11 protein-coding genes and 1 pseudogene are annotated in these 12165 nt (G+C 61.5%); 2 read left to right on the top strand and 10 right to left on the bottom strand.

The genetic code is table 11. The annotated features are described in order from the left end of the window. Window positions 1–4: 4 nt before the first annotated feature. The 4 genes from GR158_RS17070 to GR158_RS17055 are packed head-to-tail and all read right to left on the bottom strand — an operon-like array spanning window position 5 to window position 3360. Window positions 5–1042 (bottom strand): LLM class flavin-dependent oxidoreductase, encoded by a 1038-nt coding sequence (locus tag GR158_RS17070; protein WP_134652764.1) that lies wholly within the window; start codon window positions 1040–1042, stop codon window positions 5–7. A gap of 3 nt (window positions 1043–1045) precedes the next feature. Further along, window positions 1046–1966 carry a flavin reductase gene (locus GR158_RS17065; protein WP_160871915.1) on the bottom strand — a complete coding sequence of 307 codons (921 nt, stop codon included), beginning with the start codon at window positions 1964–1966 and terminating at the stop codon, window positions 1046–1048. A 31-nt stretch (window positions 1967–1997) separates the two neighbouring features. Then, entirely contained in the window at window positions 1998–2789 is a 792-nt protein-coding gene (locus GR158_RS17060; protein ID WP_160871914.1) for an alpha/beta fold hydrolase, read from the bottom strand. Continuing rightward, on the bottom strand, window positions 2764–3360 hold the full coding sequence (locus GR158_RS17055; RefSeq protein WP_160871913.1) for an amino acid synthesis family protein: 597 nt from the start codon (window positions 3358–3360) through the stop codon (window positions 2764–2766). The genes GR158_RS17060 and GR158_RS17055 overlap by 26 nt, the downstream gene beginning before the upstream one ends. A gap of 104 nt (window positions 3361–3464) precedes the next feature. On the opposite strand from GR158_RS17055, the gene GR158_RS17050 reads away from it, so the two are divergent. Beyond that, on the top strand, window positions 3465–4145 hold the full coding sequence (locus tag GR158_RS17050; RefSeq protein ID WP_134652758.1) for a GntR family transcriptional regulator: 681 nt from the start codon (window positions 3465–3467) through the stop codon (window positions 4143–4145). A 146-nt stretch (window positions 4146–4291) separates the two neighbouring features. Next, window positions 4292–4423 (top strand): annotated as a pseudogene (locus GR158_RS17045) (type II toxin-antitoxin system ParD family antitoxin); the annotation flags it as partial. Between the two features lie 359 nt (window positions 4424–4782). Here GR158_RS17045 and GR158_RS17040 read toward each other — a convergent pair. From GR158_RS17040 to GR158_RS17015, 6 genes are all read right to left on the bottom strand, one after another. Next, window positions 4783–5505, bottom strand: coding sequence for an ABC transporter ATP-binding protein (locus GR158_RS17040; protein ID WP_246665692.1), 723 nt, complete (start codon window positions 5503–5505; stop codon window positions 4783–4785). A gap of 58 nt (window positions 5506–5563) precedes the next feature. Beyond that, complete coding sequence (locus GR158_RS17035; protein WP_202402325.1) at window positions 5564–6553, bottom strand: iron ABC transporter permease; 990 nt, start codon at window positions 6551–6553, stop codon at window positions 5564–5566. Next, entirely contained in the window at window positions 6550–7566 is a 1017-nt protein-coding gene (locus GR158_RS17030) for an iron ABC transporter permease (protein ID WP_160871911.1), read from the bottom strand. Before GR158_RS17030 ends, GR158_RS17035 begins: the two co-directional genes overlap by 4 nt. Beyond that, window positions 7563–8492 carry an iron-siderophore ABC transporter substrate-binding protein gene (locus GR158_RS17025; RefSeq protein ID WP_160871910.1) on the bottom strand — a complete coding sequence of 310 codons (930 nt, stop codon included), beginning with the start codon at window positions 8490–8492 and terminating at the stop codon, window positions 7563–7565. Before GR158_RS17025 ends, GR158_RS17030 begins: the two co-directional genes overlap by 4 nt. 62 nt (window positions 8493–8554) lie before the next feature. Then, the gene (locus GR158_RS17020; protein WP_160871909.1) at window positions 8555–10972 is read right to left on the bottom strand and encodes a TonB-dependent receptor; all 2418 of its coding nucleotides are present in this window, start codon (window positions 10970–10972) and stop codon (window positions 8555–8557) included. A gap of 155 nt (window positions 10973–11127) precedes the next feature. After that, window positions 11128–12123, bottom strand: coding sequence for a FecR domain-containing protein (locus tag GR158_RS17015; protein ID WP_160871908.1), 996 nt, complete (start codon window positions 12121–12123; stop codon window positions 11128–11130). Between the last annotated feature and the right edge of the window lie 42 nt (window positions 12124–12165).

Genomic DNA, 12165 nt, shown 5'->3' with positions numbered 1-12165 from the left:
CGCCTCACCGGAACGCCGGCATGACATCGGCGATGAAGCGCTCGAGCGACGCCTTCTTACGCTCGAAGCTCATGCCCGTGTCGATCCAGAACGAATATTCGTCATAGCCGAGGTCTTCGTAGACCTTCAGCCGCTTGATCACGTCGTCCGCCGTGCCGATTGGCATGTTCTCGCGCATCTTCTGCGGCGAAAGGTTCGGATTGGCGGCGAGTTCTTCCTCGTTCAGACGCTTGATGAGACCTTGCTCGATCGGCCGCTCGTTCTTGAACCAGGCGAAGAAATAATTGTAGTAGGCGCTCACTTCCTTGGCGGCCTGCGCGATATCGGCCTCGTCCGAGCCGACATAGGTATGCAGCAGCAGCATGATCTTCGGCCGGGCAATGCCGGTTGCCTTTTCACAGGCCGCGTCGAACCGCTCCATGAGGCTGGCGATTTCGGCTTCGCCATTGGCGAGCGGCGTGCACTGCACATTGCAGCCGTTGGCGACAGCGAATTCATGGCTGTTCGGATCGCGGGCGGCGACCCAGATCGGCGGATGCGGCTGTTGCACCGGCTTCGGCGCGGAGGTGGTCTTCGGGAATTTCCAGAACTCGCCCTCATGAGCGTAGTCGCCGGTCCAGAGCCCCTTCACGGCGGGGATCAGTTCGCGCATCCTCAAGCCCGCACCCCAGGGGTCGAGGCCAGGCAGCAGGCGCTCGTATTCGAAGCTGTAGGCACCGCGCGCAATGCCGATGTCGAGGCGACCGCCGGTGATGATGTCGGTCATCGCCGCCTCGCCGGCAAGCTTGATCGGGTGCCAGAACGGCGCGATCACCGTACCCGTGCCGAGACGCACATTCTTGGTGCGGCGGGCGAGGTCGGCAATGTTGACGAAGGGGTTCGGCGCGATGGTGAAATCCATGCCATGGTGCTCGCCGGTCCAAATGGCATGCATGCCGCCCTTGTCCGCGATCTCGCAAAGCGCAATGAACTCCTCGTAGAGCGCCTGATGGTTCTGGCTGGCATCCAGCCGTTCCATGTGAACGAACAGGGAGAATTTCATGGCTTACCCCTTTGCGGCCACGGCGTGCACCCGGCCCTTTTCCTGATTTCCGAAGTAGACGCCGAAATTGCCGAGCGTGCTTTCCGCCCCGTAGCGCTTGACGATGTCGCGCACGGCGCTATCGGCGATCTCAGCCACCGGTGGAGCCTGGATGGGAAAGAACCGGCCATTTCTTACCGCACCCTGACCCAGTTCTGCGCGGTACACGACATGCTGCCTGCCCGTCTGAGTGTCCTCGTAGACGGAGTAGAGAAGCCCGGTCGTGAACGTCAGCCCTGCCGTCTCCGCGACATGCCGCTCAAGGACTTCCATTCCATCCCCCTCGGCCTTTTCGACGAAGGGGAGCGTCCAGCCTCCCTTACCGTCCTCGACCAGCAGGATTTCGCCGTTCCGTACGGCGACTGCCCCCAGAAGCAGGCATTCGGCCGAAGCGAGCAGGCTCTTTTCGGCGAGCGCGGGCGTGAAGTAGCCACCGCGGGCATAACCGAGACCGGTCTTGCCGCTGTTGTCGAACGCTTCGACCCGGCCGAGAAGAATGACATGATCGCCGGCGTCGACGACCGCATGCATCACGCAATCGAACCACGCGGCAACGCCTGCAAAGACAGGTGATCCAAAAGGGCCCCTCTGCCATTGGACCGCCGCGAAGCGATCCTCGACAGGGCGCGCGAACGCATTGGAGACATCCTTTTGCCCTTCGGACAGAATGTTGACGCCAAAGCCCTTGGCGCCGGTAAGCGCCGCATAATTGCGGGAGGTCTTGGCAAGACACACAAGCAGCAGCGGCGGATCGAGCGAAACGCTCGTGAAACTGTTGGCGGTGAAACCAATCGGCGAACCTGCATCATCGACGGCCGTCACGACGGTGACCCCGGTCAGAAACGCACCGAAGGCGTCGCGCAGGGCTCTCGCATCTGATGTCATGCTCTTCTCCCTGTTCACAGGACCGGATGTTTCAACGTGCGGCCAACCACTCGACAAGGGCCCGATTCACCTCGTCAGGCGCTGTCAGGTTCACCATGTGACGGTGCCCCTCGATCACCACGGCTCGTCCTCGTCGGGCGGCGGCGGCCATGTCCCGCGCCATGTCGGCCGTCGAATTCAGATCCCCATCTCCGGTCAGGAACAAAGCCGGACACTCGACCTCGCCCCAGCAATCCGCATAGATGGAATCTCCGCTGGCGAAGGCGGAATAGGCCGCGGCGTAGCCGGCAGGATCGACGGCCTGCAGCAGGTCTCGCACCAGAGCATAGGCTTTCGTTCGCTCTTCGTCCTCGGCAAACCAGCGCGCGAGTGGCGCCACCCGGTCGAACTCGCCCGAGCGGATTTCCCTTGCCCGCGCCTCCACCGCATTGCGCGCGTCGAGCCCGCGACGGTGCACACTATTCAGCAACGCCACGCGCCGCACCTGTTCGGGGGCTGTCGCAACGATACCGCCCGCAATCAGCGCGCCCATCGAGTGCCCAGCGACATTCACCTGCCCCAATTCCATTTCTTCCAGGAAACATCGGAACCATTCGACGTAGCTGGGCAATCCAGGAGCACCCTCCAGCGCGTCCGAACAGCCGTGGGCGGGGAGGTCGACCGCGATCACGCGAAGGTCGTTCGCCAGCCGGTCGATCTGCGGCTGCCAGGCCTCAATGCGCATGCCGACACCGTGGATGAGAACGAGGGTTTCATCACCCTTGCCCCGTTCCAGGTAGGCTGCGCCAGAAGGCGTCTTAGACCGCGGCAGGGTTTGCAACATCGTGACCCAGCTCCTTGAGGTCCTGGTACCGGTCGCCGATGCGGTGATGGGGACGGCCGCCGATGGAGGCACCAAGCGCGATGACGATCTCGTCCGCGGCAGGCGCATCCGGGATCGCGCATTGAATGGTGAGATAATGCGAACGGCGACCTTCGTCATTCTTGTCCATCAGCGGGATCATGATCGGCGCATTCGCCGGACCGCGTGTGTTGCAGAAGGCAAGATAGGACTTTGCACCGACGGCGCCGCGATAGTGATTGCCGAAGCGAAGCGTGTGAATGAGAGCCGAGGCGTGTTCGATTTCGCCGTCGAGACCGACGACAGCTGACTTGCCATAAGCCTCGACAGCCTCGCCGGAGCCGGCTTCGTCGATGATCATCCCAGTCAGGAGTTCGCCGATGACGGGTGCTACGGCATGGATCTCCGGCTTCAGGTCCTCCACGAAGCCGCGGCCAGCCCAAGGGTTTTTCACGACAGCCATCGCGGCAATGAGCTTCAGCGGCTTGGCCGCCTCTCTGCCGCCTTCCACGAAGGTCGTTTCCACATGCAGCAGCGTTTTCCGGACCAGCATCACCGAGGCATCCTTCTGTCATTCATCCGCCTACATCTTGGTATACCATCAGACAACGTGTCAAGCCATTGTCTGAAACCTTTTTTGGCGCTATGACTGTGCTGATGAAAGATAACGCCGAAAACCTTGCCGCCCTCCGCATTGAAACACCGCCCGCGACGCTTCGGGAGATCGCGCTCGATCGCATGCGCCGCGCCATTATCGGCGGCCTGTTCCAGCCAGGCGAACGTCTTGTAGAGCGAACGCTGTGCGAACAACTCGGCGTTTCGCGGTCCGTCATCCGCGAGGTTATCCGCCACCTCGAAGCGGAGGGTCTCGTCGAGATGCTGGCGAAACAAGGGCCGATCGTCGCGACCCTTGACTGGGATGATGCACGTCAGATTTACGAGATTCGCGCCGCGCTGGAATCGACCGCTGTTGCAGATTGCGCGAAAGTCGCCGGACCCGAGATTAAAGCCGCGCTTCGCAAGGCGATGAGCGAATTAGAACGCACATCCAGACAGAACTCACCGGTCGGCGTGCTGGACGCGACGACGGAGTTCTACAAGATCGTCTTTGAAGCCGGCGGTAACAATATCGCCTGGGAAATCGTCAGCCGACTGAACAGCCGCATCTCGCGCCTGCGTGTAATGACCCTCTCGACATCGAACCGCATGGCATCAGGGCCTTCGCAGATCAGGAAAATTTTCACGGCGATCGATGCCAATAATCCAGATGCAGCTGCGGCGGCCTGCCGTGCCCATATCGAGGCGGCGGCGGAAATCGCAAAGACGATCCTTGCCTGATCCTCAAATTTGGAGCGGATGGGTGACCCGGAGACCGCCGGAAGATCAAGGCATGTCTATAGTCACGTGCGAGGGGCGTCGTAGCGATTATCTTCGCTGCCCTTTTTTTCGTGCGGTGTCCTTCATCACATCCGATGGAGAGCAAGATGATCAGCGCCGATCTGGGAAACCAGCTCGAAAGCTATATCCAGCAACTCGTCGATACAGGTCGCTATGGTTCGAAAAGCGAAGTCCTGCGGGAAGGTGTGCGACTGGTCCAGGACCGCGAGACCCGGCTTCTAGATCAAGGGCGAGGACCTGATGCATGTGTCGGCGAAAATCGATCGCCACGCTGCGATTGAGCGATTGGCCGTTGGTGCCGCCGCCGCGGGCGGTGACCCTATGCAACCAGAGGCAGGGGTCCCTTTTGGGCTCTGACGCACATTCGATGATCATGCCCGGCATTGTAGCGGGATAACTTCTTGAACCAAAACGACTTTAAGCCTTGCTCGGAGCCGCCGAGCTACAACGCTGCTATAAACTGCCGGCGTGTATAGAAAAGCCCGCAATATCAATTACTTCTTTCATATCGAATGCCGAGAGCATCATCGAATGTGCGTCAGAGCCCCGTTACGACGCCGATTGACACTTTGACCTGTCAGCTCAGGATAAACTTGGCATTCGTCTTCGGGTCATGAATGATGTCAGGATCGATATCGAAGACGCGCCGGACATGCTCTCTCGTCATGATGATGTTCGGCGGCCCCTGCTGCACAAGTTTTCCCGCCTTGAACATGACGATATGATCGGCGTGCCGGGCCGCCTGATTGACGTCATGGAGCACGGCGACGACGGTTTTCCGACGGGATTTCACCAGCGCGGTTATGAGGCTCATGATTTCGGCCTGATGCGCAAGATCCAGGAACGTGGTGGGTTCGTCGAGGAGGAGGATCTCCGTCTGTTGCGCGAGTGACATCGCAATCCATGCACGCTGTCTCTGGCCGCCGGAGAGGTTTTCAAGCGGCTGTTCCCGCAGATCCGCCATGCCTGTCAGTTCGAGTGCTTCGTTGACCGCTTCCTCGTCCGCTCCGGACCAGCGCGAAAACAGACTTCGATGCGGGTATCGCCCCTGGCGTACAAGATCGGATACCGTAAGCCCCTCCGGCGCAACAGGACCTTGCGGCAGGATGGCGATGCGTCTTGCGCTTTCGCGCGCCGTGAACCTGGCGAGCGGCTTGCCATCGAGCAGGACAGTGCCTGCCTTCGGTTTGAGCAGGCCGGCACAGGCTCTCAACACCGTCGATTTGCCCGAGCCGTTGCGGCCGAGCAGGACGGTGAACGCCTGCGGCGGGATTTTGAGGTCCAGCTCTTCGACGATCATCCTGCTTCCGTAGCCGAGCGACAGCTTGTCGAGGCGCAGGCCAGATCCTGCTTCGTTGTCATTGAGCGGCATGGCGGCGTCCCCAGAGAAGATAGCCAAGGAAGGGGGCGCCGATCAACGCCGTGACGATACCGGCCGGCAACTGCGCCGGGGCAATGACGGTCCGTCCAATAAGGTCGGCCGCCATGAGGAGCAGCCCGCCCACCAACGCAGATGCCGGTATCATGCGCGCATGGCCGGCCCCCACCATCTTGCGGGCGACATGCGGCGCGATCAGGCCGATGAAGCCGATCAGACCGCAAGCGGCGACTGTCGCACCCGATATGGCCGTGCACAGCAGGATCAGAAAGGCGCGACCAAGATTGACACGCTGGCCGAGGCTTGCCGCGATATCGTCGCCGAAACGCATGAGATCGAGCTGGCGGAAGGCGAGACAGGCCAGCGCCACGGGCACGACAAGCCATGCGGCCAGAAGGCGCAGTGTTTCCCAGCTTGCAGCGTAGACACTGCCGGAAAGCCAGATCATCAATCGCTGCACATCCGCTACGTCGGAAAAAGCGATGAGGAAACTGCTTCCGGCGCCAGCAAGCGAGCCGAGCGCGATGCCGATCAGCACGATGCGCAGCGACGAGGTGCCATTTCGCCAGGAGAGCGCAAAGACCGCGGCAGCCATCAATGTCGCCCCGGCGAAGCCGGCCACTGGCAATAGCGTTGCCCCCGCGCCCTTCAAGCCGACGATGACCAGTCCGCCCGCCAAAGCCGCGCCCGCGTTGATGCCGAGAATACCGGGCTCGGCGAGAGGGTTGCGCATCACCGCCTGGGCGATCGCTCCTGCAATGCCCAGCGCCATACCAGCGGTGAGCGCCATCAGCGCACGCGGCAGACGCAGATCGAGCACGATCATGCGGATCTGCTCTGTCGCACTGCCATCGACAAGGCTTTCAAGATCGGCGCGCGAAACCGTCTGGTCGCCGAGAGCCAGGCTGGCGAGCAAGAGGGCTGGAACGCTCAGGAGCGCGACAGCCAGGACCACGTGCCGGGACGTCATGAACTGTGCAGCCGGTAACGGGCGAGCCACAGGAAGAACGGCGCGCCGATCAGCGCCATCGTGACGCCGACGGGAAAGTCCTGATTGGCGAACAGGCCGCGTCCGATCATATCGGCGATAACCAGCAGCAATGCGCCTCCGATGGCGCTGTAAGGCACGATCCAGCGATAATCGGCCCCGACCGTAAGGCGTGCGATGTGCGGCATGACAAGGCCGACAAAGCCGACGGGTCCCGCAAGCGCCACGGCACTCCCGGCGAGCAGCACCACGATGGCCACTGATATCGTGCGCCACAACAGCGCGCTCTGTCCCAGCGCGCCAGAGATGTCGGAGCCAAGGCTGAGTGTCGTGAACTGCCGCCGCAGCAAAAGCGCAGCCGCAAGACCCATGGCGATGTAGGGGGCGACAGCCATGACCTGCCCCATGGTTCGCCCCGACAGCGACCCGACGGTCCAGAGCCTTACGGCGTCGAGCGTCGCCTGATCGAAGATCAGGATGGCCGCGGTCAGCGAGGTGAGGAAGGTGCCGATCACCGCTCCTGCCAGAACGAGTTTCAGCGATGTCGGTCCGCCCGGCCCGAGTGATCCGAGCGCATGGACTGCGAAACCGGCGATGGCCGCACCACCGAAGGCGTACCAGATGAGGCCATTGCCGTCGCTCATCGAGCCGGTCATCTGAAGCGCCATGGCGGCGACCACGGCGAAGGCGCCGCCGGCATTGATGCCGAGCAGGCCGGGCGAGGCCAGGGGATTGCCGGTCGCCGCCTGCATCACCGCCCCGGCAACGGCGAGTGCTGCGCCCGCCATGGCACCGGCCAGCACACGCGGAAGCCTGAGCATGGTGACGACGAGGTGATCACGGGACCCGTCGAAGGCAAAGATTGCCTCGCAAATCGTCATCAGCGAAAGCCGCGACGTGCCCGCGCCGATCGCCAGCGCCGCAACCAGAATGCAGACGCAAAGCAGGATCGCGAGCCCGAGCGCCCGCAGGGGGTCTGCGTGCCTCTCTGTCACGGCGCATTCACGATGTAGCGTTCGACGTCGTCGAGAACGCGATGGGCGGAGGCGACCCCGTGAAAACCCATCCAGGTGGCGCGATTGACGCGGTAGGCCCGGCCGGCCTGTACGGCCGGCAGCATCTGCCAGAATGGATTTTCGGTCGTCGCGGCCTCAAGGGCATCGTCGGGCGCCTGATCGTATCCGCTCACGACCACGTAGAGCAGTGTTTTTCCATCGAGAAGGCCGATCTCCTCCCAGCCTGGACGCTTGAACGCGGTATTATCGGTGACCGTTTCGTAAGCCGTGCGCTGAACGCCCGCTTCGCGCAGCACGGCATAGGGTGCATAGGCGGCCGGGCCGGAGACATAGACATGGAACCCTGACGGCGTGATGCGCAGGATGGAGACCGGAAAATGGGGGACACGCGCGCGTATGGCCGCGACCCGGACTTCATAACCCGCGAGCAACTCTGCCGCGGTGTCCCTGCGGCCGGTCATATCCGCCAGGACCTGCAGATGGTCCTTCCAGTTCCGGACATCGATCAGCACGGTCGGCGCGACCTTTTCGAACATGCCGCGGACCTGGGCGTGCAACGTGGCGTCACCGATGATCAGATCGGGCTTCAAGGCAACGATACGCTCGAGGCTCGGTTGCCTTGCGTCACCGATATCCGTGACCGATGCCTTTTCCGCTGACCTACGCAGGTCTGGATCCTGCGCCGTCATCAGCGGCGCGCCGACAATCGGCAAACCGAGCTCGAGCCCCATGCCGAGATTGTAGAACGGATCGAGCACGACAATGCGGGATGGCGCCGTGGGCACGCAAACCGGCGCGCCGAGGACGTGTTCCGATATCGCCCGTCCCTGACATTGCGCAGCCGCTGGCGTCAGCGAAAGCAACATCGCCAGAGCGGAAATGATAAGGCACAACGCCGTTTTCATGCCGTGAAATCCCATACGTCGCGGCTGGAGCGATAGCCAAGGCATCGCTCCAGCCCGCATGCTCAGAACTTGACCTTGAGGTTCATGCCGACGCGACGGCGTTCACCCAGCGTGGCAGCGATATTGTTGTCGTTGTAGACGAAGTACTTCTCGTCCAGCAGGTTCTGCACGAAAGCGTTGATCTCCCAGCGCTCCGTCTTGTAGCCGGCCTGCATGTTCACGATCCAGCGGTTGTCCAGATAGTCGTGCGGCAGGCTGCCGAGCCGTGCCAGATAGCGAGACGTGTATTTTGCGTCTGTGCCGACGAAGACGCCGTTGTCGAACGTATAGCGCGCACCCAGCCCCACGGTCCATTCCGGCGCCTCCGGGAACGGCAGCCCGGTAAGGTCACCGTAAGTCAGATCGTTGAAGTCCTTGAACTCAGTGTGGACATAGCCGAGCGAGACGAAGGTCTCGAGATTGTCGTTCACCTCGTACGAGGGCTCGATCTCGAAACCCCAGGCTTCCGACGAGGCGGCATTGAGGATGCGGCGGGTCGTCGCGTCGGCCGGGTCGAGCTGCATCTGGACCTGCTGGTCGCTGTATTGGGTGAAGAAGACGTTCGAGTTCAGTTTCAGCCGCTCGTCCAGGAAGCTCCCCTTGTAGAAGATCTCGTAGGTCGAAGCCGTTTCCGGCTCATAGGTATAGGCTGTCGCGCTGGCAGAATTGTAGCTCGCGCCTCCGGTGCGGAAGCCCTGCGAATAGGTGACGCCGACCGTCTGGGTGTCGGTGAGGTCCTTCGAAAGGCCGATCTTGGGCACGAAATTGACTTCATCGAACGACGCGCCATAATTGGTGAGTACGGTCGTCGTGCCGCCCAATGGCTGGGTGCGGACGAGATGCTGGGTGATGTCCTGGTCAGTGTAGTCGAGACGGCCACCAAGGGTGACCTTCCATGTCGGAACGAACTCGTAGGTCGCCTCGCCGAAGATAGCGGCGTTGAACGATTTCTGGGTGTTGTGCTGGACTTGGTTACGACCGATCGTCGGCGTCAGCGGGATTGTGCGATCGTAGAAGTTCTTCTCGTCTTCATAGGCGAAGTAGACCCCGCCGACCCAGTTCCACTTTTCACCCGAGTAGTTCAGGCGCACTTCCTGCGATGCGATCCATTCCTTGTAATAGCCGTGATAGGTGTTGACCTCCCCTGCCGTGCCGTAGTTCGGCGAAAAGCGATCGGTGTCGGAATAACTGAAAGCCGATAGCGACGTCAGCTTCAACTCATCGGTGATATCGTGAGTTACGTCCAAGCCCACATTGTGTACGCGGGTTGGCCTGTATTCGATATAGGCCGGAATCTGGTAATCGCCGCGCTCTTCATCGAAGCTGAAGCCCAGGGAACCGGCCGGACCGCCGATGTCGCGGACATAGGGATCATCGTGCGAGAAGGAATAGCTCAACAGAGCGCGCGTTTCAGGCATCTCCGCCGGCTGGAAGAGGACCTTGCCGCGGATCTGATAATAGGTGTCATGCGTGAAATCGCTGTAGCGGTCGTAATTTTCGAATGTCGGGTAATTGATATCATTCTTGCTGCGCTCGAACTCCCCGGCGATACGCAGGGCGAGCACGTCCTCCACCAGCGGCGTGTTGACCATGAACGCCGTGCCATGGAGATTGCCCGTGCCGACCGTTCCGGAAAGTTCTCCCTCGCGCTCGAATACGGGATCCTTGGTTTTGACGTAGACGGCGCCCGCCATGGAGGCGCGACCGGACAGCGTCGACTGCGGACCCCGATAGACTTCGAGTTGTTCGACGTCGAACAGCCCGCGGGCGCCGCGCCGGGCACCACGCACCGTTTGCTGGACACCATCGACATAGAGTGTCGCAAGCGGCGCGCCACCGGGAACAAGCCCCTCGGAATTGACGCCGCGAATGACAAAACCTGCGTCGGTCCAGTCGCCGTCCATGACGTTGGCCATGCGCTGGAAACCATCGCGGATATTGCGGACCTGGCTGTCGGCAATCTCATTGGCGGTCAGGATTCCGACACTCGCCGAGGTATCATTGAGGGTCGTCGCATTGCGCGAACCATAGATCATGATCGGCGCCAGAACGGTATCGCCCGACAGGGCTGCGGTATCACCAGTGGTGACCGCCGACGTGCTGGCGATGGTAACGGTATTGCCGTTGGTGAAGCGGTACTGAAGATCCGTACCCGACAAAAGGACGGAAACAGCCTCGGACGCGGTCATGGAACCACGGACCGGGCGCCCATTCAGCGACGCCGCAGACGTTTCGTCAAATATGACGGCGAGGCCTGAGATCCGCCCGATATCGTTCATGGCCTGGCGAATGGGTTTTGCCGGAATATCGAAACTGTAGACCTGCTGTGTCGCGGTCTGCGCCATCGCGCTCCCAACGGCGAGTGGACCAACATCCACTGCGCCAAGCACTGTCGTCGCGAGCAGCATAGCCGCGTTGCGCCCCAATCTTCCGGTCTTCATCAAATGCCCCTATTCCCTCAGATCATTCGGGAATGGCGACAGATCCCCTTCTATCGGTCTGCCGTCATCCTGTTGAGGTAACGGAGCTGGCCGGGGGCCACCCTCATCAGAAAAGCGAAAAATTCAAACTTTTTGCACATAGACAAAAGAGCCGTTCAGGGCCTGACGATGACGAGGCGGCCCGCAACATCATTCATCGTGAATCCGACCAGTGACTGAACGGACGCAAGTGCCGCATCCGGGTCATCGACCGAGAAACTTCCGCTTACCCTTCTTTCCGCGAGCGTATCGGAAAGAAGCACAATTCGGCCCGGACGGTAGCGCTCGATCTGCCTGAGGACGTCCACGAGGCGGGCATTGTTGAACACGAAACGCCCATCATGCCAGGCTGTGCGCTCTCCAAGATCGACCTTCTGCGACCTGCCGATCCCGGAGGCGCTGTAGGCGACACCTTCTCCAGGCGCGAGGACCACACGCTGTGATGTCGCAGTGCCGGTGACCTGCAGACTGCCGCTTTCGAGCGTCACCGACACGCCGTCATCCTGCACCGCGACATCGAAGGTCGTGCCGAGAACCCTCGCCTCTCCGTCCCCGGCCTTCACGATGAAGGGGATATCGGATCGCTTGACCGTGAAGGATGCGGTTCCGCGCAGGAGTTGGACACGTCTTTCCGACGTCCCCATATCGACATCGATGGCCGTGTCCGCATCCAGGAGGATCGTCGAACCATCCTTCAATTCGACCGTGCGTCGCTCGCCGCGGGCCGTGACATAGTCGGCCTGAAGATCCTGAAACACGTTCGGTCTCTCAAGCCACATCCACGCCCCCGCCAGACAGGACATCAGACAGAGGCCGATGATCGCTCCGGCCTTGCCTGATGCCTTCTTCTCACGCATGCGCCGGACATTATCCAGATGACGTGAGAGGGTGTGTTCCTCCTCACGTGCCACGTCTGCGCCCGGCCCGCCAGCCGAGGACCACAGGATCTGAAGGTCGTCATAGGCGCGTCCGTGTGCCGGATCGGCGTTCAACCACGCCGCGAAGTGGTCACGATCGGCCCGCGAAGGCTTGCCGTTCATCCGGGTGAACCAGGCGACGGCTTCCGCTTCGACACCCGACAGGTTTCCGGCCGCCTTTTCATTATCTGCCATGGCCGTTATTACCCTAGATAGCGGAGGCAAGCGCTCGATCGA

Origin of the sequence: Shinella sp. AETb1-6, assembly GCF_009826875.1 — a bacterium.
Classification (GTDB): domain Bacteria; phylum Pseudomonadota; class Alphaproteobacteria; order Rhizobiales; family Rhizobiaceae; genus Shinella; species Shinella sumterensis.
The sequence above is the reverse complement of the archived record's forward strand: the minus strand, read 5'-3'. Positions and strand labels throughout refer to the sequence as shown.